This is a genomic window from Lentzea chajnantorensis (genome assembly GCF_054300775.1).
On record NZ_JBSDZT010000002.1, the window covers coordinates 3,641,588 to 3,665,000 of the forward strand.

Annotated in this window: 19 protein-coding genes, 1 tRNA gene and 1 pseudogene (1 of these 21 only partly in view); 14 read left to right on the plus strand and 7 right to left on the minus strand. The window is 71.1% G+C overall.

Annotation, left to right across the window (positions count from 1 at the left end):
• Positions 1 to 4 precede the first annotated feature (4 nt).
• Together ACVDFE_RS18635 and ACVDFE_RS18640 are read left to right on the plus strand one after the other, a co-directional pair.
• Entirely contained in the window at positions 5 to 469 is a 465-nt protein-coding gene (locus ACVDFE_RS18635; RefSeq protein WP_360400270.1) for a GbsR/MarR family transcriptional regulator, read from the plus strand.
• Between the two features lie 9 nt (positions 470 to 478).
• The gene (locus ACVDFE_RS18640) at positions 479 to 1,582 is read left to right on the plus strand and encodes an ankyrin repeat domain-containing protein (RefSeq protein ID WP_458431217.1); all 1,104 of its coding nucleotides are present in this window, start codon (positions 479 to 481) and stop codon (positions 1,580 to 1,582) included.
• Here ACVDFE_RS18640 and ACVDFE_RS18645 read toward each other — a convergent pair.
• From ACVDFE_RS18645 to ACVDFE_RS18655, 3 genes are read right to left on the minus strand one after another with little or no spacing between them, the layout of a single operon-like run.
• Positions 1,561 to 2,478: a COX15/CtaA family protein gene (locus ACVDFE_RS18645; RefSeq protein WP_458431219.1), complete on the minus strand. Its 918-nt coding sequence runs from the start codon at positions 2,476 to 2,478 to the stop codon at positions 1,561 to 1,563. The genes ACVDFE_RS18640 and ACVDFE_RS18645 overlap by 22 nt on opposite strands.
• A gap of 19 nt (positions 2,479 to 2,497) precedes the next feature.
• Complete coding sequence (locus ACVDFE_RS18650; RefSeq protein ID WP_360400279.1) at positions 2,498 to 3,256, minus strand: ABC transporter permease; 759 nt, start codon at positions 3,254 to 3,256, stop codon at positions 2,498 to 2,500.
• Complete coding sequence (locus ACVDFE_RS18655; protein ID WP_458431221.1) at positions 3,253 to 4,182, minus strand: ABC transporter ATP-binding protein; 930 nt, start codon at positions 4,180 to 4,182, stop codon at positions 3,253 to 3,255. Before ACVDFE_RS18655 ends, ACVDFE_RS18650 begins: the two co-directional genes overlap by 4 nt.
• A gap of 309 nt (positions 4,183 to 4,491) precedes the next feature.
• On the opposite strand from ACVDFE_RS18655, the gene ACVDFE_RS18660 reads away from it, so the two are divergent.
• Together ACVDFE_RS18660 and ACVDFE_RS18665 are read left to right on the plus strand one after the other, a co-directional pair.
• A complete protein-coding gene (locus tag ACVDFE_RS18660) occupies positions 4,492 to 5,067 on the plus strand; it encodes a DUF998 domain-containing protein (RefSeq protein WP_458431222.1) in 576 nt (191 codons plus the stop codon).
• On the plus strand, positions 5,064 to 7,049 hold the full coding sequence (locus tag ACVDFE_RS18665; protein WP_458431224.1) for a glycosyltransferase: 1,986 nt from the start codon (positions 5,064 to 5,066) through the stop codon (positions 7,047 to 7,049). Before ACVDFE_RS18660 ends, ACVDFE_RS18665 begins: the two co-directional genes overlap by 4 nt.
• On the opposite strand, the gene ACVDFE_RS18670 is transcribed toward ACVDFE_RS18665, so the two are convergent.
• Together ACVDFE_RS18670 and mptB are read right to left on the minus strand one after the other, a co-directional pair.
• Entirely contained in the window at positions 7,030 to 10,674 is a 3,645-nt protein-coding gene (locus ACVDFE_RS18670) for a patatin-like protein (protein ID WP_458431225.1), read from the minus strand. The two genes, ACVDFE_RS18665 and ACVDFE_RS18670, sit on opposite strands and share 20 nt — an antisense overlap.
• 515 nt (positions 10,675 to 11,189) lie before the next feature.
• Positions 11,190 to 12,722, minus strand: coding sequence for a polyprenol phosphomannose-dependent alpha 1,6 mannosyltransferase MptB (gene mptB / locus ACVDFE_RS18675; protein WP_360400294.1), 1,533 nt, complete (start codon positions 12,720 to 12,722; stop codon positions 11,190 to 11,192).
• Between the two features lie 124 nt (positions 12,723 to 12,846).
• Between mptB and ACVDFE_RS18680 the strand changes: the two genes are divergently transcribed.
• The 10 genes and pseudogenes from ACVDFE_RS18680 to ACVDFE_RS18725 all read left to right on the plus strand — a co-directional run bounded on the left by ACVDFE_RS18680 (position 12,847) and on the right by ACVDFE_RS18725 (position 20,805).
• Positions 12,847 to 13,518 (plus strand): helix-turn-helix transcriptional regulator, encoded by a 672-nt coding sequence (locus ACVDFE_RS18680; RefSeq protein WP_458431226.1) that lies wholly within the window; start codon positions 12,847 to 12,849, stop codon positions 13,516 to 13,518.
• Positions 13,515 to 14,970, plus strand: a pseudogene (gene sufB, locus ACVDFE_RS18685) (Fe-S cluster assembly protein SufB). Before ACVDFE_RS18680 ends, sufB begins: the two are co-directional and overlap by 4 nt.
• A 1-nt stretch (position 14,971) precedes the next feature.
• A complete protein-coding gene (sufD, locus tag ACVDFE_RS18690) occupies positions 14,972 to 16,129 on the plus strand; it encodes a Fe-S cluster assembly protein SufD (protein ID WP_458431227.1) in 1,158 nt (385 codons plus the stop codon).
• Complete coding sequence (locus ACVDFE_RS18695) at positions 16,126 to 16,440, plus strand: non-heme iron oxygenase ferredoxin subunit (protein ID WP_360400305.1); 315 nt, start codon at positions 16,126 to 16,128, stop codon at positions 16,438 to 16,440. The genes sufD and ACVDFE_RS18695 overlap by 4 nt, the downstream gene beginning before the upstream one ends.
• A gap of 33 nt (positions 16,441 to 16,473) precedes the next feature.
• Positions 16,474 to 17,247 carry a Fe-S cluster assembly ATPase SufC gene (sufC, locus tag ACVDFE_RS18700; protein ID WP_266041288.1) on the plus strand — a complete coding sequence of 258 codons (774 nt, stop codon included), beginning with the start codon at positions 16,474 to 16,476 and terminating at the stop codon, positions 17,245 to 17,247.
• 26 nt (positions 17,248 to 17,273) lie between these two features.
• Positions 17,274 to 18,551, plus strand: coding sequence for a cysteine desulfurase (locus tag ACVDFE_RS18705; RefSeq protein WP_360400308.1), 1,278 nt, complete (start codon positions 17,274 to 17,276; stop codon positions 18,549 to 18,551).
• Between the two features lies 1 nt (position 18,552).
• Complete coding sequence (gene sufU, locus ACVDFE_RS18710) at positions 18,553 to 18,993, plus strand: Fe-S cluster assembly sulfur transfer protein SufU (RefSeq protein ID WP_360400311.1); 441 nt, start codon at positions 18,553 to 18,555, stop codon at positions 18,991 to 18,993.
• Complete coding sequence (locus tag ACVDFE_RS18715) at positions 18,990 to 19,367, plus strand: metal-sulfur cluster assembly factor (RefSeq protein ID WP_360400314.1); 378 nt, start codon at positions 18,990 to 18,992, stop codon at positions 19,365 to 19,367. Before sufU ends, ACVDFE_RS18715 begins: the two co-directional genes overlap by 4 nt.
• A gap of 474 nt (positions 19,368 to 19,841) precedes the next feature.
• Positions 19,842 to 19,919: transfer RNA gene (locus ACVDFE_RS18720), tRNA-Ile, on the plus strand.
• Positions 19,920 to 20,046: 127 nt separating this feature from the next.
• A complete protein-coding gene (locus ACVDFE_RS18725) occupies positions 20,047 to 20,805 on the plus strand; it encodes a hypothetical protein (protein WP_458431228.1) in 759 nt (252 codons plus the stop codon).
• 3 nt (positions 20,806 to 20,808) lie between these two features.
• Here ACVDFE_RS18725 and ACVDFE_RS18730 read toward each other — a convergent pair whose 3' ends face one another.
• Positions 20,809 to 21,897 carry a carboxylate-amine ligase gene (locus ACVDFE_RS18730; RefSeq protein WP_458431229.1) on the minus strand — a complete coding sequence of 363 codons (1,089 nt, stop codon included), beginning with the start codon at positions 21,895 to 21,897 and terminating at the stop codon, positions 20,809 to 20,811.
• Positions 21,898 to 22,027: 130 nt separating this feature from the next.
• Positions 22,028 to 23,413 carry the 3' portion of a GGDEF domain-containing protein gene (locus ACVDFE_RS18735; protein WP_360400323.1) on the minus strand. Its footprint extends 288 nt past the window's final position, so 1,386 of the gene's 1,674 nt are visible here — the last part of the coding sequence; the start codon falls outside the window, past its right edge; it ends in the stop codon at positions 22,028 to 22,030.

Genomic DNA, 23,413 nt, shown 5'->3' on the forward strand with positions numbered 1-23,413 from the left:
ATCGATGAGCGTCGGCAGGGAAACCCGCCTGTCCGCCTGGATCGAGCGGTTCGCGGCCCACTTCGCCGAGGAGGGCATCCCGCTGATCGGCGGGCGCATCCTCGGCTACCTGCTGGTCTGCCAGCCCGTGGAGCGCACCGCCGCCGAGCTGTCGCAGGAGCTGGAGGCGAGCAGCGGCTCGATCAGCACGAACCTCAAGTTCCTGGTCAACTCGGGGCTCGTGACCAAGCGGACCCGGCGGGGCCGGCAGGCCGCGGAGTACCGGATCAACGAGAAGGCCTGGTCGGACTTCGTGCAGCGCAAGCTCCACGCCATCGCGAGCGTGCAGACGCTGACCGACGACGGCATGCGGCTGCTCAGCGGCGATCCGGAGCGGGCGATGCGGCTGAAGACCGTCGACCACCTCTACGGTTGGCTCTCAGCGGAAATCCCGGCCCTGTGGGAGCGCAGGCCCGCGTCGCCCAAGTAGCTTGGGTGCATGTGGCACCCGTTCCGCGACGACATCGAGTACTACGAGGAACGGGCGCGCGGACTGCTCGCCTCCGCGTGGGACGGCGTGCCGGGTGCGCTGGAGGTCTTCGACGGTGTGCCGCTGACGGACGAGGGCGCGCACATCGTGCTCGCGCAGGCACACGGGTGCGAGGACTGGAAGACGCTCAAGGCGCACATCCGCAACCCGCGCCCGTTCGCCCGCGCCTACCAGGCGGTCGAGCTGCAGCACCCGGCCGAGCTGGCGGCGCTGCTCGCGCGTGACCCGTGGCTGGTGAAGGCCAGCGGCACCAACGGGAACGACCTGCTCGGCATGGCCACCGCCAAACACGACGAACGCCTCGTGCGGGTGCTGCTCGACGACGGCGCCGACGTGAACCACCGCAACGTCCACGGCTGGACCGCGTTGCACCAGGCGGCGTACGCGAACCAGCCGCACCTGGCCGAGGTGCTGCTCGCCGCGGGCGCCCGCACCGACCTCGAAGCGCGCGGGGCGGGCGGCACCCCGTTGACGGTCGCGTTGTTCTGGGGCCACCGGGAGACCGCGGAACTGCTGGCACGGCACGGGGTCCACCCGCCGAACCTGCGCACCGCCGCCGGACTGGGCGACCTGGACCTGGCGGTGGAACCCGAGGCGGGCCGCGGCTACTACCGGCCGCACAGCGGTTTCCCGCGCTGGTGGCCGACGGCCGACCCGCAGGAGGTGCTGGACGAGGCGCTCGCGTGGGCGGCGCGCAACGACCGCACCGAGGTGTTCGGCGAGCTGCTCCAGCGCGGTGCCCGCGTCGACGCGGACGTCTACCGCGGCACGGCGCTGGCGTGGGCGGCGTGGTGCGGTCTGGAGAACGCCACCCGCACGTTGCTCGACCTGGGCGCGAACCCGGACCAGCGCACCGGTTTCGGCGGTCCGATGCACGGCGAGGGCGTCACCGCGCTGCACCTGGCGGCCGAACGCGGGCACCTCGGCGTCATCCGGGTCCTGCTCGGCGCGGGCGCCGACCGGACCGCCACCGACGCGAACTTCGAGGCGACCCCCGCCCACTGGGCGAGGCACAACGGGCAGACCGAGGCTCAGGCCTTGCTGAGCGCCTGACCGGTGGCCGCGGGCACCTCGACCTCGACGGTGCGTTCACGTGAGGACGTCCACAGCATCGCCGTGGCGACGACGACGGCACCGGCGCCCAGGACGTGGATCGACACGAGCACCTCGGGCACCCCGGTCCAGTACTGGACCATGCCCAGCGCACCCTGGGCGAGCACGACGCCCACCAGGACCCAGTAGGAGCGGTTGCGGACGAAGAAGCCCATCGCGATCAGCATGCCCAGGAACAGGAACAGCAGGTCGGCGTGGATCTGCGCGAGCGTCGGCACCGGCACGTCCAGGCGCGGCGTCTTCGAGTCGCCCGCGTGCGGGCCGGCGGCGGTGACGAAGGTGCCCGCGATCAGCAGCAGGTACATCACGACGGCCATCACGACCTGCAGCCCGCGCGCGCCGGCGGGGACCAGCCAGCGGGCGGGTCCGTCGCCCTCGCTCAGCGACCGCAGGAGCAGCACGGCGAACCACACCAGCACCATCGAGACCATGAAGTGGACGGAGACGCTCCACCACACCAGTCCGAGCCGGACGGTCAGGCCGCCGATCACGGCCTGGGCGAGCACGCCACCGACCTGGACCGCGGCGAGCACGATCACGCGGCGGCGGCGCGGCTTGTTCAGCACCGCGGCGACCAGGCACAGGCCCGTGATGATGCCGATGACGCCGAACAGGGTGCGGTTGCCGAACTCGACCCACTGGTGCAGGGCGGCGACGTCGGGGTGCTCGACCGGGACGATGCTGCCGGGCACGCACTCCGGCCACGTCGGGCAGCCGAGCCCGGAGCCGGTGACGCGCACGATCGACCCGGTGACCGCGATGCCGCCCTGCGCGATGATGGCGGCGATCGCGAGGGCGCGTTGCAACGGAACGATGAAAGCGGTCAATCGAGACACGGACCGATGGTATGCCGGGTCAGGTGAGCCGCGTCGTCCGGGTCGCCAGTGCCCCGGCGGCAACGCCCCAGGCCACGAGCACCGCGACGGGGCCCGCACCCGGTGCCGTGCCGTGCACCACAGCGGCTTCGAGCGCCTCGGCGAGCGCGGCGGACGGCAGCAGGTGCACGAACCCGACCGGCACCGACAGCGCGACGCCGCCGGCCATCAGCAGCACGAACCAGATGATGTTCGCGAGCGCCAGCACGACCTCCGCGCGCAGCGACCCGCCGAGCAGGACGCCCAGCGCGCCGAACGTCAGCGTGCCCAGGACGACCATCAGCACCAGCCACGGCAGCCCGGCGGGCTGCACGTCCCAGCCGAGGAACAGCGCCGTCACGGCGAGCAGCGCGATCTGCAGCGCCACCACGACGAGCGCGCCGCAGACCCGTCCGGCGACGAGCAGCCAGCGGGGCAGTGCGGAGGCCGACAGCCGCTTCAGCACGCCGTAGCGGCGGTCGAAGCCGAGCGCGATGGCCTGGCCGGTGAACGCCGACGAGATGATCGCCAGCGCGAAGATCCGGGCGGTGGCCGACCCGACGCGCGGCTCGGGCATCGGGATGACCGACATCAGGCTGAGGGCGACGAGCAGCGCCAGCGGGATGAGCACCGTGAGCAGGATCTGCTCGCCGTTGCGCAACGTCAGCATCGCCTCGGTGCGGGCGTGCGCGAACAGCATGCGGCCGAGCGAGCCGCGGCCGGGCTTGGGCGTGAAGGTGCCGGGAGCGAAGGTGGTCATGAGCGCAGCTCCCTGCCGGTCAGCTCCAGGAACACGTCTTCGAGGCTGCGCCTGGCCACGGTCAGCTCCTCGGCCAGCACGCCCTGCTGGGCGCACCACGACGTGACCGTGGACACGACCTGCGGGTCGATCAGGCCTTCGACGACGTAGCCGCCGCGGGTGGCCTCGCGCACCTTCAGGCCCTCGGGCAGTGCGGCCGTCAGCAGCGACGTGTCGAGGCCGGGCCGTGCGCGGAACCGCAGCCGCTGGTCGTCGGCCCGGTTCGCGGTCAGCTCGGCGGGCGTGCCCTGCGCGACGACACGGCCCTGGTCGATGATGACGACCTGGTCGGCCAACGCCTCGGCCTCGTCCATGAGGTGCGTCGTCAGCAGCACGGACACGCCGTCGTCGCGGAGGGCCCCCACGAGGTCCCACACCAGACGGCGGGCCTGCGGGTCCATGCCTGCGGTCGGTTCGTCGAGGAACACCAGCTCGGGGCGCCCGATCAACGCGCACGCGAGCGACAGCCGTTGCTGCTGGCCGCCCGACAGCCTCTTGTAGGGGGTCTTCACCGCGCCGGACAGTCCGAGCACCTCGATCAGCCACCGGGGGTCGAGCGGGTGCGCCGCGCAGGCCGCCACGAGGTTCAGCATCTCCTCGGCGCGGATGCCGGGGTAACCGCCGCCGCCCTGCGGCATCACGCCGATGCGCGGGCGCAGCGCCTCACTGCCGGGCTCCAGCCCGAGAACGCGCACGGACCCGCCGTCCGCGGAACGGAAGCCCTCGCAGACCTCGACGGTCGTCGTCTTGCCGGCGCCGTTGGGCCCGAGCAGGGCGAGAACGGTGCCGGTCGGCTGCACGAGGTCCAGGCCGTCGACGGCGGTCTTCGAGCCGTACCTCTTGACCAGCCCCGACACTTCCACCGCAGGCTGGGGATTCGGGCTCACGAGCGCCCACCCTATTCGGTCGCCCCCGCTCCTGGTGCACGCGGGGCGCCCGCGTGCACCAGGAGCGCACGAAAGCTCCCCGCGTGCACTCCGCACACGTGCACGCGGGGGCCCCGCGTGCCGCTGAGGGGAACGCGGGGCCCCCGCGTGACCTCCGCAGGGGTGGCGCAAACGTTCGCGGGGCGCCCTTGACGAAGGCGGACGGGAAAGGGTGGGGCTGGCCCTACCCCGGGAAGTCAGGGACACCTCAGGGTCCGCTCGGGGGAGTTCCCCATTGGTTGATCACCGCCGTCACAAGAGACTTTTCACGTGATCGAGGTGGGGGACAGAAGACGGGGACTGGTGCTCGGGGGACTGGTGTTCTCACTGGTTCCGATTTTTTACCTGCACGTGGTGTCGGCGGGGCAGCTCGACCCGGTCAGCGACGTCGTCAGCGACTACGTGTTCGTCCGCAACGGCACCGAATGGCTGGCGGCGACGTCCCTCAGCCTCGCGGCCGTGTCGGCGTTGCTGGCCATCAGCCTGCGGGGTGCGGGCAGGTCAGCGCAGTGGCTGATCGGTGTCTGGTCGGCCGGTCTGACCGTCTCGACGATCTTCCCGACCGATCCGACGGGGGCACCGACGTCGCTGTCGGGCTACGTCCACCGCTACGCCGGCGCCGTCATGTTCGCCGCGTTGCCGGTCGCCGGACTGCTCATCGCGCGCAAATTTCCGGCTCTGCTCGGTATCGCAATAACGGCCACGGTGTCGAGTGCGGCATTCATGGTCAGCCACGTTTCCTTCGCCGGTTTCGAGGCGCGCGGGCTCACCGAACGCGTTTTGTTCGCCGCCCTTTACGGACTTCTCTTCGCAATCGCGGCCACCCAGCTCAGGCGGACGACATGACCCTGCTCGCCATCACCCTCGCCGTGCTCGGCGCCGTGTGCTTCGCCCTCGCGGCACGCCTGCAGCACGACGCGGTCGCCGAGACCGGTGCCCGCGCGAGCGTGCTGCGGCAACCCCGCTGGCTGGGCGGGCTCGCCCTGCTCGTCGCCGGTGCCGGGGTGCACGCGGCGGCGCTCGGCATGGCGCCGCTCACGGTCGTGCAGCCGATCGGCGTGGTCGCGATCGGCCTGACCGCGCTGCTGGACCGGCGGCTGAGCGAGCTGCCCGCGATCCTGCTCACCACGGTGGGCGTGGGCGCGTTCGTGTTCCTCGCGTCCGGCAGCGCGACCGCCACCGAGGTCGTGCCCGACGCCGAGCTCACGGCCGGACTGGTGTGCCTCGGCCTGATCGCCATCCCCGGTGTGACAGCCGCGCTCACGACGAACGCGCGCGTTCGCGCCGTGGCGTTCGCATCAGCCGGTGGTGTCGCCTACGGCTACGTGTCAGTGCTCATGCGCGCCGTCTCCCAGTCGGTGCAGCAGGGCGGTTTCGGCCTTTCGCACGTGGCGTCCGTGCTCGGCATCGCCCTTTCGCTCGCGGTCGGCGGCTGGCTCGTCCAGCACGCCTACGCGGGAGGACCCCCTCATCTCGCCGTCGCCTGCCTGACCGTGGTGGACCCGCTGGTCGCCGTGGGCATCGGCGCCTTCCTCCTCGGCGAAGCCGCGCACCTGTCCGCGTGGATCGGTGCCCTGCTGCTCGCCTGCGCGCTCGCCGCAGCCAGTGGTGTTTTCGCCCTCGCCCGTCACCCTCGTGTCCCTCTTCGAACGGAGCTTCCCGTGAACACCTCCAGCGCGCTGCGCGTCGTCATCGCCGCCGACACGTTCCCGCCGGACGTCAACGGAGCCGCGCGGTTCGCCCAGCGCCTCGCCGTCGGTCTCGCCTCCCGCGGGCACGACGTCCACGTCATCGCACCCGACTCGCCCAAGGCCACCGAGATCGAGGGCGTGACCGTGCACCGCCTGCGTTCGCACCGGCTGCCGTTCTACCCGGACTTCCGCTTCTGCCTGCCGTGGCAGGCGAAGGAGGAGGCCGACGTGCTCGTCCAGGCGCTCAAGCCGGACGTCGTGCACGTCCAGGCGCACTTCGTGGTCGGCCGGTACGTCCTCGGCTCCGCCGCCGCGCGGGGCATCCCGACCCTCGCCACCAACCACTTCATGCCGGAGAACCTGTTCAGCCACGCGCACGTGCCGGCGTTCCTGCAGGGCCTGTCCCGCAGATGGGCCTACCGCGACCTCGCACGGGTCTTCGGCCGTGCCGACATCGTCACCGCACCGACACCGCGCGCCGTGCAGCTGCTGCACGACAGCGGGTTCCCCGAACGCGCCATGCCCGTGTCGTGCGGCATCGACATCGCCCGCTACCAGCGCGAGGTCACCCGCAACGACCGGCCCACCGCGTTGTTCGTCGGCCGGCTCGACGAGGAGAAGCGCGTCGACGAGTTCCTGCGCGCCCTCGCACGCGTGCCCGGCACGCTCGGTGAGGTCGTCGGCGACGGCACGTGCCGCGCGGAGTGGGAGCTGCTGGCCCGCGACCTCGGCATCACCGACCGGGTGCGGTTCCACGGGTTCGTGTCCGAGGACGAGCTGCTCGACGCCTACGCCCGCGCCGACCTGTTCGTGATGCCCGGTGTCGCCGAGCTGCAGAGCCTCGCCACCATGGAGGCGATGGCCGCGGGCAAGCCGGTGATCGCCGCGAACGCCATGGCGCTGCCGCACCTCGTGCATCCCGGCCGCAACGGCTGGCTGTTCGAACCCGGTGACGTGACCGCACTGGCCCAGCGCCTGCACGCGCTCGTGCACGACGCGCCCACGCGGGCCCGCATGGGCGCCGCCAGCAGCGAGATCATCTCGCACCACGCGCTGGCGGCGACCCTGGAGCGGTTCGAAGGTCTCTACGCACGGGCGATGGGCCGCCCTGCGCCGGTCATCGCGCTGGCGGCCTGAGCTTCCGCTCGATCCGCTGCGCGACGACCTGCCCGGTGCGGGAGAGGGTGAGCCCTGCGGGGTGCTCACCCTCCCCGTCGATCAGGAACCGGTACAGCGAGGCGTGGCCCTCCAGCCGCTCCCGCAGCACCGCCGCGACGTCGCAGCCGCCGGGGTAGATCGCCGGGATCGCCTCGGTGACCAGCTGCTCGCGGATGCGCCGCCGTTCCGCCCTCGGCACGTACCAGGACGTGATCAGCAGCAGCGTCAGCCCGAACACCAGCGCCGTGCCGATCACCGCCCGCCAGCCCCAGCCGCCCGGCCGCACCAGCAGCAGCACGTCCGCGGCCGCGAGGTAGGCGATGCCGTAGACGACCGCCCAGCCCGCGGTCGCCGCGGCGGGCGGTTCGGCGCGTTCGGTGCCCCACACGCCCTCCACCCGGCGCCACCGCTGCAACGACTTGCCGCCCGACAGCGCCATCCACACCCCGAACGCTCCACACAGGACGGACGTCGGGATCACCAGCCACGGCCGGGTGTGCAGCTCGAACTGCCACACCGACCACACCAGCCCGGCCGCCACGGCCACGACGGCGGCCTGCTTCCAGCGCCGCCGCAGCACCTCCAGCGGCCGGAAGTCGGCGAGCACCGCCAGCGGGGTGCGGATCGGCGCCGGCAGCGACCCCAGCAACAGCAGCGCCGCCACCACCACGACCACACCGCCGACGGTGACCGTGCCGGTGGTGAGCTGCGAGCGGTCGTCCGGCACCCGGTCGACCGCGACCGCCGCCAGTGGGATCACCGGCGACAGCAGCACCAGCCCGTGCAGCAGCGTGCCGGACCGCAGCGCGGCGTACCCGAACGCGGCCAGCAGCGACGCGGCACCGACCGCCGCGCCGGGCCCGGCCGCCCACGACGGCAGCAACCCGAACAACGCCATCACGACCAGCGCCCCGCCGACCGCGAGCCCGAGCAGACCGAGGAACTGCGCGAGGTTCCCGCCCCTGGTCAGCCCGGTGATCGTCCAGTACGGCAACAGCGCGCCGCCGCGCATGACCCTGGTGACCGGCCGCACCGCCCTGAGTCCGGCGCGTTCCGAGTCGGCCACCGTGACCGCCACCGCCGCCGCGGTCGCCGCCGTGCGGATCATCTGGTCCGACGCCGCCTCCTGGGTGAGCGGCTCGCGGCCGATGCCCGCGCGGTCGAACGCCGTCAGCGCCGCCATGCCCAGGGTGACCGTGTGCTCCTGCGGGAACTCCAGGCGCCGCAACAGGTCCGCGTGCTCCTCCAGGAACAGCTCGCCACGCGACCGCGCGTCCGCCCCGTCTCCGCGGTCGGCGATGATCGCCGCCCGCAGCCGGGGCAGCTCCTCGCAGATGATCCGCCAGTGCAGGCCCCACGCGGCCAGCTCGGCGAGCTTCAGCGACGACGGCGACAGCTCACCCTCCGCCTCGTAGATGCCCTGCAGCTCCTTCGCGGCCTCGTTCGCGCACGCTGCGACCCGCACCGGCAGCTCGGGACCGAACATGTGCCCGATCACGTTCTGCACCACCGCTTCCGCACGTTGCGCGGCGGTGCGGGTGTCACCCTCGGGACGGCCGAGGAGGTCCATCCGCCGCAGCCGGCGCGGGTCGAACAGCACCCGGCACAGCATCGTGGCACCGTCGAGCCGCCCCCAGATCCAGTCGTTGACCCGCCAGGACCTCTTGAGGAACCCGGAGAACCGCGACAGCGACGCCCCGCCCGCCTTGTCGTCGGCGGTGAGCGACTGCTGCGCGAACGCGTTGCGCGTCTGCAGCGACACCTGCACCAGCTCGACCGGCGTGTCCAGCCCCGTCGACGCGTCGTCGGACAGGCACGTGCCCGCGACCTCCAGCGCCAGCAACCGGCTCAGCCACCGCTCCGCCTCCGACAGCCCCGCCTCCTGCGCGGTGGCCGCCGTGCCGAGCAACGCGTGCCACGCGCTCAGCCCACCCAGCTTGAGCCGGTGCTCGTCGAGGTCGCGCACGACCTCCTGCGCCGCCCCGACGACCCGCCCGATCTCGGCGACCTGCGCCTTGACCTCCAGCCCGAGGTGCCCGTCGACCATCAGCTCGTGGTAGCTCGCCAGCCGCCCGGTCCAGTACTCCTCGCCCAGCGAGTCCGACGGCTGCCAGGCGAACAGCTCCTCGCGCAGCCGCCGCAGCTCCGCCCTCACCTGGTGCAGCTCCCCGCGGGCCCGCGCGATCCGCTCCGCCTGCCCGTCCGGCGCCACCCACACGAGCCGCTTGAGCAGGTCGAGCGCCGAGGCCCCGAGCCGCTCGGCCATCGTGATGCCCCACTCCCAGCCCAGGTCCGCGCGGCACACCGTGCTCGGCAACCGCACCCCCGGCACGTACGGCAGCACACCGTGCTTCCTCTTCCACGCCCGCTGCGCGTTCTCCGCGGCCCGCCGCGCCCGTTCGAACGACCAGTTCGCCGGGTTCCCCTTGGGCAACGCGAACTGCTGCGCGGCCACCTGCCGTGCCGCGAGCCGGATCTCCACGTCCTCGTAGTGCCCGAACAGCTTGTCCGCCAGCGAGTACACCTCGCCGACCACGTCCTGCCCCCCGGCGTGCAACCGTTCGAGCAACGCCATCCGCCCGCCCCTGCTGCCCGCCGCGCGCCGGTTGTGCTCCTCGATCTTCTCGACGTAGGTCCGGTTCGCCTGGCTCGACATGGCGCTCAGCAACCGCGCCCCGGCCGCCACCGTCGTCGGCCCCGCCCCTGCCACGTCCGCCCGCGGCTCCGACCCGAGCGGCTCGGCGTGCGGGAACACCAGCAACATCACCCGCCGCACCGGCCCGTCCGCCGGCATCCGGTCGATCGCCTCCAGCGCCTCCCTGGTCGGCGTGTTGACCAGCACCCCGCCGTCCACGGCGAACCGGCTCCGGTCCCCGCCGTTCGCCCAGCTCGCCACGTCCGCCATGTCCGGCCGGCCCGGCGAGGGCTGCCCGCCGACGGGGATGAAGCTCGGCTCGAACGCGAACGGAAAACTCGCACTGCTGCGCGCGGCCAACGCCAACTGCAGCACCCGCTCGTCGATCCCCCCGGCCGCGAAGTCGTCCCTGGTGACCTCGCTGACCCACGAGTAGGGATCACGCCGGAACGAGAAGCTGCCCTGGTGCACCGACTGCGTCAACGGCTGCCCGAGGTCGTCGTAGCTCGTGGTCGGCACACCCCCGAGCAGCGTGGTCGTGATCCGCAGGTCGATCGGCCGCTCGTCCGGCGCGGTGGGCTCGAAGTCGCTGGTGAGCCGCGCCAACGCCTCCTGCAACCTCGGCAGGAAGAACTCGTCCCCCTGCAACAGCGACGCCGGCGCCCCCTTGAACGGCGTCCTGAGCAGCTGCTCCATCCGCCCCTGCTCCGCCCACAGGTCCCGCAGCCTGCTCAGGTCCGCGTTCTTGTTGACCTGCGACAACGCGAGCGCGGCCCCGTTGATCCCCCCGGCGGACGTGCCGGCGATGACATCGGCCCTGGCCGTGCACCCCACCAGGTCGAGCAGCGGCTGGTAGACCGACCCCGGCCTGGTCAGCCGGTCCAGTTCGAGCACCGTGCCGCCCATCCAGACGGCGAGGCTGACGCCGCCGTTGAGGACGACGGCGAAGCGGACCTCCTCGCGGGACATGGGCTGTCCGGCGTGGGCGGGCTTTTCCGGCTGCTCCGGCTTTTTCGGTTGTTCGGGCTGTTCCGGCTTTCCGGCTGACGCGGCTTGCGTTGGCTGCGCGGCTTGCTCGGTCTGTTCGGCTCGTGCGGTCTCCTCGGACATGCCGCACCACCCCCTCCAGCTTCGATCTTCCCCTCTGCCGGGTAGTCGTCCGCTGGAGTTGTGTGGTTACTGCTGCTTTCGCCGCAGCCGACAGTCCACGGCGCCACCCGGACGGGTGAATCGTGTCCGGATCCACGCCCGGCTGCGTCTTGTGGATGTCCGGAAACACCCCCTTGCCGCGCCCCGGCTGGTCAGGCTCCGGCCCCCGGTCAGGCCCGCCGTTGAGCCGCACTGGTCCGCCGCCCGCAAACCCGCTCGCACGCCCGCCCGCGCCGCCCTCACACCCGCGCCGCCCTCACACCCGCGCCGCCCTCACACCCGCGCCGCCCTCACACCCGCGCCGCCCTCACCCCCGAGCTAGCCGCACCCCCACCTCACACCGCATCGGACTTCAAAAACGGCCCAACCCGCTTCCGCGCGATCAACACACAAACCGCGAACGTGATCACCGCCCCCGCCACCGCCTGCGGCACCGTGTACGCCCGCCCGTCGAACGCCGACCCGGTCGGCGGCAGGATCACCGCGATCACCGCGCTCGTCACCATCGCGAACCCGCGGAACCGCGGCCCGATCACGGCCGTCGCCATCGGCAGCACCGCCCACAGCACGTACCAGGGTTGCAGCACCGGCCCGAGCACCAGGATCGCTCCCAGGGCCGCTCCCAGGGCGTTCATCGCCTTCAGCCGGCCCTTGAACGTCCGCCACAGCAGCACCACGGTGATCACGATCGAGATGCCCTGGCTGAGCAGGCGGGCGAGCGCGATCATCGAGTCGGTGTGGTTGCCGAGGCTCAGCAGGATGCCCAGGCCGCCGCCCATGAAGCCGAGCGCGGTCGGCGGTGACATCCACGACTTCACGACCGAGGCGACGTTCAGCGTCTCGATCCACCCGAACCCGAAGCCGGTGCCGAGGCAGATCGCGACCACCCCCACGCCGGCTATCGCGGCCATGACCGCGGCCACCACCAGCAGGTGTTTGAAGCTGCCGCCGAGCTTGCGCGCCACCAGCACGCCCACGAAACCAAGGGCGGCCATCGCGGGGATCTTCACCATGGCCGCGCACACGATCGTGGCCGCGCCGAACGTGATCCACCACCACCGCAGCGGTTCCAGACCGCGCAGCGCGAACTCGATGCCGACCAGCATCATGCCCAGTGCCAGGCCGTCGTTGTGCACGCCGATGACGATGTGGAACAGCACCAGCGGGTTCAGCGCGCCCAGCCACAGCGCCCCGACCGGCGACACGCCGAAGCGGGCGGCCAGCCGCGGCAGCGCCCACACGATCATCACCAGGCCGCACAGCACGAGCAGCCGGTGCACGAACACGCCCGACACGACGTGGTCGCCGGTGACCATCGCCAGCAGCCGGCCGACCGCGAGGAACAGCGGCCCGTACGGCGCCGGGGTCTCCCGCCAGATGTTCGGCACACCGCGGGTCAGCACGTGGTCCACGCCCAGCGCCGAGGCCGGGCCGAGCTCGTACGGGTCCAGGCCGCGGGCCGCGATCTCGCTCTGCGCCAGGTAGGAGTACACGTCGCGGGAGAACATCGGCACGCAGAACACCAGCGGCACGGTCCACATCAGCAGCGTGCGGTCCATCTGGCTGCGCGACACGATCCGCACCCGCCCCGGCCGCACGAACCGGCCCAGCGCGAGCCACGCCGACACGATCATGAAGATGCCGGTCCAGACGACCCCCATCGCGACCGAGGGCATCCTCGAGAAGAGCCCGAGGACGGGCACGCCGTACAGCGGCGAGTAGATGGGGGCGGCGCCACCGCCCAGGGACCCGACGGTGAGCAGCAGCGCGCCGATGGTCCCCCAACGGCGGACGATGTCCAGCTGACGACGCTCTCGACCGTTCAAGAGGTCGCTCTCCGGAGTCACGGCTCCGCCGGAAGTGGGCATGCCAGCAGCGTATCCAGCCCCGCTCAGCCGTGAGTCAGGTCACCCTGTGACCGCGATCTTTGCGACCTCCGGCGAAATACGCAACACTGGTGTTGTGAAAAACGCCGAGACCCACCTTGACGCCGTGTCGCAGCACGACGGCAAGACTCGGCGCGCTGTCGCCAGGCTCCTGCTGGAGCAGGGTCCGGTCACCGCGGCCGCTGTTGCCGAGGAACTGGGCATCAGCCCCACGGCCGTGCGCCGTCACATCGACGCACTGCTCGCGGACGGCGAGGCGACGACGAGGGACGCCCCCCGCCAGACCCAGCGGGGCCGGGGCCGTCCGGCGAAGCTCTTCCTGCTGACCGACACCGGGCGCGCCCGGTTCGGCCACGCCTACGACGACCTCGCGGTCGCCGCGATCCGGTTCCTCGCCCAAACGGGTGGCGAAGAGGCGGTCAGGGCGTTCGCGCAAAGTCGGGTCGACGCGCTCGTGGACCGGCACCGGACGGCGATCGTGGCGCAGGCCACACCCGCCGAACGGGCGAAGGCCCTCGCTGCCGCGTTGACCAGGGAGGGTTACGCTGCGGCGACCCGCACCGCGGGGGCGGGTGAGCAGTTGTGCCAGCACCACTGCCCGGTCGCCCACGTGGCTGCCGAGTTCCCCCAGCTGTGCGAGACCGAGACGGAGACGTTCGCGAACCTCCTCGGAACCCACGTGCAGCGCCTCGCGACGATCGCCCGCGGCCACGCCGTGTGCACGACGCACATCCCGAACATTTCACGGATCCCAGATGATGGAGGGGAGCCCGCATGACTGCCGCTGCCGAGCAGCGCACGCCCACCACGGTGCAGTCTCCGCTCACGCAGGAAGAGACCATCGCGTCTCTCGGCAACTACGAGTTCGGCTGGGCCGACTCGGACGTTGCCGGCGCGAGCGCCCGCCGAGGCCTCAGCGAGGACGTCGTCCGCGACATCTCGGCCAAGAAGGACGAGCCCGAGTGGATGCTCGAGTACCGGTTGAAGGCGCTCAAGCTCTTCGACCTCAAGCCGATGCCGAACTGGGGCGCTGACCTCTCTGGGATCGACTTCGACTCGATCAAGTACTTCGTGCGGTCCACGGAGAAGCAGGCCACCTCCTGGGAGGACCTGCCCGAGGAGATCAAGAACACCTACGACCGCCTGGGCATCCCCGAGGCCGAGAAGCAGCGCCTCGTCGCCGGCGTCGCGGCCCAGTACGAGTCCGAGGTCGTGTACCACCAGATCCGCGAGGACCTGGAGCAGCAGGGTGTCCTCTTCCTCGACACCGACACCGCCCTCAAGGAGCAGCCGGAAGCTCTTCAAGGAGTACTTCGGCTCCGTCATCCCCGCGGGTGACAACAAGTTCTCGGCGCTCAACGCCGCGACGTGGTCCGGCGGCTCGTTCATCTACGTGCCGAAGGGTGTCCACGTGGACATCCCGCTGCAGGCCTACTTCCGGATCAACACCGAGAACATGGGCCAGTTCGAGCGCACGCTGATCATCGTCGACGAGGGTGCGTACGTGCACTACGTCGAGGGCTGCACGGCGCCGATCTACTCCTCGGACTCGCTGCACTCGGCCGTCGTCGAGATCATCGTGAAGAAGGGCGGCCGCTGCCGCTACACGACGATCCAGAACTGGTCGAACAACGTCTACAACCTGGTCACCAAGCGCGCCAAGGCCGAAGAGGGCGCGACCATGGAGTGGGTCGACGGCAACATCGGCTCCAAGGTGACCATGAAGTACCCGGCCGTCTTCCTGATGGGCGAGCACGCCAAGGGCGAGGTCCTCTCGATCGCGTTCGCGGGCGAGGGCCAGCACCAGGACGCCGGCGCCAAGATGGTCCACATGGCCCCGCACACCTCCTCGACCATCGTGTCGAAGTCGGTGGCGCGCGGCGGTGGCCGCACGTCCTACCGCGGCCTGGTCCAGGTCAACAAGCGGGCGCACCACTCGAAGTCCACGGTGAAGTGCGACGCGCTGCTGGTCGACACCATCAGCCGCTCGGACACCTACCCGTACGTCGACGTCCGCGAGGACGACGTCGCGATGGGCCACGAGGCCACGGTCTCGAAGGTCTCCGAGGACCAGCTGTTCTACCTGATGTCGCGCGGCCTCAACGAGGACGAGGCCATGGCCATGATCGTGCGCGGGTTCGTCGAGCCCATCGCGCGCGAGCTGCCCATGGAGTACGCCCTCGAACTGAACCGCCTGATCGAACTGCAGATGGAAGGGGCCGTCGGCTGACATGGCCGCCCTGTCGACTCAACCTCACTCCCACGGCGCTGTCGTCCCGGTCGCCTCGCGCGCGGAGCACTTCACGTCCTACGACGTGGACGCGTTCGAGGTCCCGGGCGGCCGTGAGGAGATCTGGCGCTTCACGCCTCTCAAGCGTCTTGCCGGTCTGCACTCCGGCGCTGCGGCAACGGGTTCCGCTGCCGTCGAGGTGAACGCCGCCGCCGGTGTCACCGTCGAGACGGTCGGTCGTGACGACGACCGCCTCGGCGGGGCCGGTGTCCCCGGTGACCGCATCGCGGCCCAGGCGTACACGTCCTTCGAGAACGCCACCGTCGTGACGCTGCCCGGCGACGCGAAGTCCGAGCCCACGACCGTCACCGTCACCGGTGCCGGCGAAGGCCAGGTCGCCTACGGCCACCTGCTGGTCAAGGCGTCGCAGTTCGCCGAGGGCACCGTCGTCCTCGACTACCGGGGTTCCGGCGCGTACGCCGAGAACGTCGAGCTCCTCGTCGCGGACGGCGCGCACCTCCAGGTGATCGCGATCCACGACTGGGCCGACGACGCGGTGCACGTCTCGCAGCACCACGTGAAGCTCGGCCGCGACGCGTCGATCAAGCACACCGTGGTGACGCTGGGCGGCGACGCCGTCCGCATCACGCCGGTCGTGCAGTACGCGGGCAAGGGCGGCGACGCGGACCTGGCCGGTCTGTACTTCGCCGACGCGGGCCAGCACCAGGAGCACCGCCCGTTCATCGACCACTCGCAGCCCAACTGCCGCAGCAACGTCGTCTACAAGGGCGCGCTGCAGGGCGAGGGCGCGCACACCGTGTGGATCGGCGACGTGCTGATCCGCGCGGCGGCCGAGGGCACCGAGACCTACGAGCTCAACCGCAACCTGGTGCTCACCGACGGCGCACGCGCCGACTCGGTGCCGAACCTGGAGATCGAGACCGGTGAGATCGAGGGTGCGGGCCACGCCAGCGCCACCGGCCGGTTCGACGACGAGCAGCTGTTCTACCTGCAGGCGCGCGGCATCCCGGAGCACCAGGCGCGGCGGCTCGTCGTGCGCGGCTTCTTCCAGGAGCTGATCGCGAAGATCTCGGTCCCCGAGGTGCGCGAGCGCCTCGAGGCCGCCATCGAGGCAGAGCTCGAGGCGGTCGGGGCGTGATCAAGGTGTGTGCACTGTCCGACCTGGACGACCGCAAGCCCTTCGCCGCCACCGTGGACGACGTCGACGTCGTCCTGGTGCGCGAGGGCGAGCGGGTGCACGCCCTCGCGGACCTGTGCTCGCACGCCGCGGTGTCGCTGAGCGAGGGCGAGGTCTCCCGCAAGGGGATCGAGTGCTGGCTGCACGGGTCGTGCTTCGACCTGCAGACCGGCAAGCCCTCGTCACCGCCCGCCAGCGAACCGGTCGACGTCTACGCCGTCGACATCCGTGACGGCGACGTCTTCGTCGACGTCACCGCCACCACGAACTGACTTCTAGCTACACCACCAGGAGAACGGCAAGTCATGGCCACCCTTGAGATCAAGGACCTGCACGTCTCGGTCGTCAGCGAGGACGCTCCCAAGGAGATCCTCAAGGGCGTCGACCTGACGATCAAGGCCGGCGAGACGCACGCCATCATGGGCCCCAACGGCTCCGGCAAGTCCACGCTGTCCTACGCGATCGCCGGGCACCCGAAGTACACGATCACCTCGGGCACCGTCACGCTCGACGGTGAGGACGTCCTGGAGATGTCCGTCGACGAGCGCGCCCGCGCGGGCCTCTTCCTCGCCATGCAGTACCCGGTCGAGGTCCCCGGCGTCTCGATGTCGAACTTCCTGCGCACCGCCGCCACCGCCGTCCGCGGCGAGGCCCCGAACCTCCGCCACTGGGTCAAGGAGGTCAAGGGCGCGATGGCCGACCTCGACATCGACCCGGCGTTCGCCGAGCGCTCGGTGAACGAGGGCTTCTCCGGCGGTGAGAAGAAGCGCCACGAGATCCTGCAGCTGGGCCTGCTCCAGCCGAAGGTCGCGATCCTCGACGAGACCGACTCCGGCCTCGACGTCGACGCGCTGCGCGTCGTGTCCGAGGGCGTCAACCGGTACAAGGCCTCCGGTGAGGTCGGCGTCATGCTGATCACGCACTACACCCGGATCCTCAAGTACATCCAGCCCGACTTCGTGCACGTCTTCGCGAACGGCCGCATCGTCGAGTCCGGTGGCCGCGAGCTGGCCGACGTCCTCGAGTCCGAGGGTTACGTGAAGTACACCGGGAAGACGGAAGCAGCAGCCCTTTCCTGACGTTGTAGCGGTTGAGAGGAGGCGCTGTGACCACCACCGCAGCACCACTGGACGTCACCGCCCTCAGGGCGGACTTCCCGATCCTGTCTCGCACCGTTCGTGACGGGAAGCGCCTGGTCTACCTGGACTCCGGCGCCACCTCGCAACGCCCGACGCAGGTTCTGGACGCGGAACGCGCGTTCCTGGAGCGGCACAACGCCGCCGTGCACAGGGGCGCGCACCAGCTGGCCGAGGAAGCGACCGATGAGTACGAGGGTGCGCGTCAGCGCATCGCGGACTTCGTCGGCGCCGACTTCGGCGAGCTGGTGTTCACCAAGAACGCCACCGAGGGCTTCAACCTCGTGGCGTACGCGATGGGCAACGCCGTGACCTCGGGTCCCGAGGCCGCGCGGTTCCGCATCGGCCCCGGCGACGAGATCGTCGTGACCGAGATGGAGCACCACGCGAACCTCGTCCCGTGGCAGCAGCTCGCTGCCCGGACCGGCGCCACGCTCAAGTGGTTCGGACTCGACGCGGACGGCAGGCTCGACCTGTCCGACGTGGACAGCGTGATCACGCCCAGGGCGAAGGTCGTGGCGTTCACGCACCAGTCCAACGTCACCGGCGTGATCAACCCGGTCGACGTGCTCGTCGCGGCCGCGCGGAAGGCCGGCGCGCTGACCGTGCTGGACGCGTGCCAGTCCGTGCCGCACGGACCGGTGAACTTCCACGAGCTCGGCGTCGACTTCGCGTCGTTCTCCGGCCACAAGATGCTCGGCCCGTCCGGCATCGGTGTCCTCTACGGACGCCGTGAGCTGCTGGAGGCACTGCCCCCCTTCATCACCGGCGGCTCGATGATCGAGCTGGTGAAGATGGAGGGCTCGACGTTCGCCCCGCCGCCGCAGCGCTTCGAGGCGGGCTCGCCGATGACGTCCCAGGCCGTCGGTCTGGGTGCCGCCGTCGACTACCTGAGCGTCGTGGGCGTGGAACGCGTCCACGCGCACGAGCACCTGCTGACCGTGGCGGCGCTGGAAGGCCTGTCGGCCGTCAAGGGCGTCCGCCTAATCGGCCCGCGCGACGCGGTCAACCGCGGCGGTGCCGTGCCGTTCGAGATCGAGGGCGTCCACCCGCACGACGCCGGCCAGGTGCTCGACAGCCTGGGCATCGCCGTGCGCGTCGGGCACCACTGCGCGTGGCCGCTGCACCGCTGCCTGAACGCGCAGTCCTCGGTGCGGGCGACGTTCTACCTGTACAACACGCTGGACGAGGTCGACGCGCTCGTCGACGGCGTCCGCGAGGCGCAGAAGTTCTTCGGGGTGGCCTGAGATGCAGCTCCAGCAGATGTACCAGGAGATCATCCTGGACCACTACAAGAACCCGCACGGCCGCGGCCTGCGCGACCCCTACGACGCCGAGTCGTTCCAGGTCAACCCGACCTGCGGCGACGAGGTGACGTTGCGCGTGCACGTCGTGGACGACGTGGTGAAGGACGTGTCCTACGACGGCCAGGGCTGCTCGATCAGCCAGGCCTCGACGTCGGTGCTGACCGACCTCGTCGTGGGCAAGCCGGTGAGCGAGGCGTTCGGGAAGATGGACGCGTTCGTCGAGCTGATGCAGGGCCGCGGCCAGGTCGAGCCCGACGAGGACGTCCTGGAGGACGGCATCGCCTTCGCCGGCGTCGCGAAGTACCCGGCGCGCGTGAAGTGCGCGCTGCTGGGCTGGATGGCGTTCAAGGACGCAGTCGCACGAAGCCAGGGAGCAGCATGAGCACCGAAGAAGTGGTCCGGGGAGCCGAAGGCATGCCGGTCTTCGAGCCCAAGGCTGACGTCGCCGCCCTCGACGACGTGGAAGAGGCCATGCGCGACGTCGTCGACCCGGAGCTCGGCATCAACGTCGTCGACCTCGGTCTCGTCTACGACATCCACGTCGACGACAAGAACGTGGCCACCATCGACATGACGCTCACGTCCGCGGCCTGCCCGCTGACCGACGTCATCGAGGACCAGACCCGCGCCGCCCTCACCGGCGGCGGCCTCGTGTCGGACTTCCGCATCAACTGGGTGTGGATGCCGCCGTGGGGCCCGGAGAAGATCACCGACGACGGCCGCGAACAGCTGCGCGCGCTGGGCTTCACCGTCTGACCTCACCAGCAGTGGAACGGCGCGCACCCACCCGGTGCGCGCCGTTTTCCGTTGGTTCAACAAATGCGTTGCACGGCTTCACCACCGTCGCTTAACTTGGTCCCGACAACGAACAAGAGATCAACCGGAGGAAGACATGATTGCCAGCTTCGAGCTCGCGGGGTGGCGGATTCTCGCTGCGATCGCCGGGGGTCTCCTGGCGCTGGCGTGGGGCTCCACGCCATGACCTGACACACCAGGTCATGACCTCGGAGCCGCCCACGGGAAACCATGGGCGGTTTTCTTTTCGCTAATTCCCGCCGGCGAGCTTCGGAAGCGGAACGGATTCCAAACCCGTTTCCCGGGGGTTCGACTCCTTCCGCCGGTGCTGCCCGGAAGAACAACCGCACGACAACCGAACAACGGGGGACGCGCCGGCGCGCAGGTGATCCTTGCACGATCGCCCCGGTGGGTTCGACACCCACGTCTTCCACCCGTCCCGTAGCTCAGTCCGGTGAGAGCGTCCGTCTGATACGCGGTAGGTCCCAGGTTCAAGTCCTGGCGGGACGACCAACCCACCCCGAGCGGCCCGCCGGATACCCGGCGGGCCGCTCACCCGCACCCGGCGCCCGTGCTCCGAACGGCCTAGTGTTGCGCTCCCGGGGTGCCGCGACGGCGCCGCTGACCCGATGGTGGCCACGTGACGGCGTTGACGCACCTGCACCGCCTCGACACCCCGTCCGGGGTCCTCGCCGCGTGCTGCGCCGCCTGGGGTGCCTGCTACGCGACCGGGCCGGACCTCGGTGTCGTGGTCGCGGTCCTCGCGAACTTCACGGCGACCCTCTCCGGCACCCTGCTCGACTCCTCCCGCACGCAACCGGTCGCGGTGCGCGAGGTGGGGGCCGGCCAGGTCCGTGCCCTGGTGGTCGCCGAGATGGTCGTCGCACTGGCACTGGCGACCGCCGTGTCGTGGCGGGTCGCCGCCGGCGTCGCACTGGCCCTGCTGCTCCACCTGGCCCGGACCCGGTTGCCACGCCACGGGTTCGCTGGTCCGGTGGCGCTGGCGACGGCCACGGTCCTGCTGCCCGCCGTCACCGCCTACTCCGCCGCCGGGGGACAGGCCGACCCCGCCGTGTGGCTCGTGTTCTCCGGCGCCACCGCGCTCGCGACCGGCCGTGCGCTGCGGTGGCCGGCCGACGACCAGCCGCGTGACACGACCGTGCGCACCCGGTCCGCGGTCGGCGCCGCCCTCCAGCTGACCGCGGGTGGCCTGCTGATGACCGGCGCCGGCCTGTGGTTCCGCTTCGGCTGGTCCTGGGCGGTCGCCGGGGTCGTCGCGTGCTCGGCGTTCCTGCTCGCGGCCCGCGACAGGCCGGACCACGGCGAGTCCGCGGCAGCCGCGTCGACCGTCGTGCTGGCCGTGATCCCGTTGCTGGCCAAGATCCCGCCATCGGTCTGAGGGTCAGGCCGGCGCGGTCTGGTCCACGAGGAACCCCACCACGTCGTCGAGCCGCCCCCTCCGCGCGAACGCCCGCCGCTGCCGCACCGCACCCGTCCCGTCGAGCAGCACCCGGTCGATGCCGTCGCTCACCAGCTCGTAGTCGCCCGTGAGCTCCAGCGCCGGGCGCACCCAGCGCACCAGCGACGCCACGAGCGTGGCCGCCGGCGTCAGCGCCCCCGTCACGGGGTCGATCCCGAACCCCTCCAGCCCGTCCCTGGCCGCACGCCACAACGCCACCCTCAACAGGTGCGGCGGAACCGGCGCCGGCGCCGCACCCGACGTCAGCGCGGTCGCGGCGATCCCGCGCACCAGGGCCGCCATCAGCACGGCCTCCTCGACCGTCGGCGCCACGTCGCTCACCCGCAGCTCCAGCGTCGGGTGCCGGGCCGACAGCCGCACGTCCCAGTAGAGCATCCCCGCGTCCAGCGCCGCCCCGCTCGCGACGATGTCCTCCCGTGCCGCGAAGTACTGCGCCGCCGACTCGAAGTGCGGCGGCGCACCCGAGGTGGGCCACCGGTTCCACACCACGTACCGCCAGCTCGCGTAACCGGTGTCGTCGTCCAGCCAGTACGGCGAGTTCGCGCCCAGCGCCAGCAACGTCGGCAGCCACGGCCGCAGGTGGTTGCTCACGGACACCTTCGACTCGTCGTCGGGCAGCCCGACGTGCACGTGCAGGCCGCAGATCGCGAGGTCGTTGGTCAGCGCGCCCATCTCCTGCGCCATCCGGTGGTAGCGCGGGGCGTTCGTCAACGGCGTCGGCATCGTCAGCCCCAGCACCGGCGTCCCGGTCGCGGCCAGCCGGGCGTCGTGGCGCGCGGCCCGCTCCATCAACGCACGGCGCGCCACGGCCAGCTCCTCGCGCAGCACGGCCATGTCCGTGCAGATGCCCGTGGCCGACTCGACCTGGTACTGCGCGATCTCCGGCTGGAGGTCCACCTCGTAGCGGTCGGCACCGGCCAGCACCTCGGCGGCGCGGTTGGCCAGATGCCCCGTCGACGCCTCGACGAGCACGAACTCCTCTTCCACCCCAACGGTGAGGAGACCGTCCACGGCCGTGCGCTGCGCTGGTACAGATTGCGTTCCGCTGCCGACCTGCACGACGAACCTCCGATGCGCTGAGTAGCGACCTCGATGCTATGAGTGATCAGGTCGTCGCACAGGAGGCGTTCGGTTGTACTTGTCAACTCACCGCGCGTTGCCCGACACCACGCAGCACATCGCGCCGTTCGGTACCCGGCCGGCCCATGACCCAGCTCGACCCGGCGAGCGACTTCGCGTGCTCCTTGACCGGTGCCAGCAACCGCGACACCTCGCGATACGACCCCACTGACCCCGCGGCACAGATAAGGGTCGCAAGAGAGACGGTGACGTGTCGTCCTTCTGCCGTGTACGCCTTGTCCAGCAAACGGGCGGACAACGGCACCGTTTCGTCGAGACCGGCCATGATGAGGAAGTCGTCGCCGCCCACGTGCCCCACCTGCACACCGGGGAACGTCGTCGCGAGGTCCGCCAGGTCGTGCCCGATCTCGCGGATCAGGTCGTCCCCCGCCGCGAACCCGACCGTGTCGTTGACCAGCTTGAAACCGTCGACGTCCAGCCACGACACCGCGAAGATCTCCCCGCCCCCGATCCGCCGGTCGACCTCCCGCGCGATCGCGTCGCTGCCCGGCAGCCGGGTCAGCGGGCTCAGCGCGGCCGCCTGCTCCACCTTGAGCTCGGCGACACCGCGGACCACGTCCGCGACCCGCACCACGCCCATGCACCTTTCGTTGTGGTCGACCACGATCAGGTCGTCGTTCGTGCGCTCACGGTTGGCATGCGCCACCACGTCCAGCAGGTCGAGCGCCGACGCATCAGTACCGATGACGTGCGGCCTGTCCGCCAGCCGAGCCGCCTCCCGCTTCGCGTGCAGCGCGTGCCCGTACGGACCGGTCACCGCCAGCAGGAACCGGTTGCGGTCCACCGACCACCGCGGCCGGCCCTCGACGTCGACCAGCACCACACCGGTGACCGTCGGCTGCGTTGCCAGCACCTCGCGCACCTCCTCCGAGGTCGCGCTCTCCGGCAACGTCGTGGCCGGGTGCAGGAAGTCGGTCACCCGCGGACCACTGCTGCGCCGGATCTCCCCGGTCTGCGTCACGGCCTCGGGCGCAATGCGCGCGTTGACCACCGGTCGGCGCTGAGGGGGAGCAAGGAAATGCCCTTGTGCGTGCGCCACACCGAGCTTGCGCACGACCGCGAGCTGTTCCTCGGTCTCGATACCCTCCGCCACGACCTGACCACCGGTGTACTCACCGAGGTGCACCAACGACCGCACGAGCGAACAACGCGCCGCATCGTCCGGAAGGGTGCGCACGATCTCACGGTCGAGCTTGATGTAGTCCGGCGCCGAGCTCGTCAACAGCCCCAGCGGGACGTCACCCTCGCCCACGCAGTCCAGCGCGATGCGGAAACCGTGGTCCCGCAACGTCTGCAACCCGCGCGCCAGCCGCACGCGGTTCGCTCGCGAGTACGGCTCGCCCACCTCGATGACGACACCGTCCGGACTCCGCCCGGTCTCCCGCAA

Coding starts and splice junctions, on each gene's coding strand:
- ACVDFE_RS18635 (WP_360400270.1), top strand. CDS start 5: ATGAGCGTCGGCAGGGAAACCCGCCTGTCCGCCTGGATCGAGCGGTTC.
- ACVDFE_RS18640 (WP_458431217.1), top strand. CDS start 479: ATGTGGCACCCGTTCCGCGACGACATCGAGTACTACGAGGAACGGGCG.
- ACVDFE_RS18650 (WP_360400279.1), bottom strand. CDS start 3,256: ATGACCACCTTCGCTCCCGGCACCTTCACGCCCAAGCCCGGCCGCGGC.
- ACVDFE_RS18665 (WP_458431224.1), top strand. CDS start 5,064: ATGACCCTGCTCGCCATCACCCTCGCCGTGCTCGGCGCCGTGTGCTTC.
- ACVDFE_RS18670 (WP_458431225.1), bottom strand. CDS start 10,674: ATGTCCCGCGAGGAGGTCCGCTTCGCCGTCGTCCTCAACGGCGGCGTC.
- mptB (WP_360400294.1), bottom strand. CDS start 12,722: ATGCCCACTTCCGGCGGAGCCGTGACTCCGGAGAGCGACCTCTTGAAC.
- sufD (WP_458431227.1), top strand. CDS start 14,972: ATGGCCGCCCTGTCGACTCAACCTCACTCCCACGGCGCTGTCGTCCCG.
- sufC (WP_266041288.1), top strand. CDS start 16,474: ATGGCCACCCTTGAGATCAAGGACCTGCACGTCTCGGTCGTCAGCGAG.
- sufU (WP_360400311.1), top strand. CDS start 18,553: ATGCAGCTCCAGCAGATGTACCAGGAGATCATCCTGGACCACTACAAG.
- ACVDFE_RS18715 (WP_360400314.1), top strand. CDS start 18,990: ATGAGCACCGAAGAAGTGGTCCGGGGAGCCGAAGGCATGCCGGTCTTC.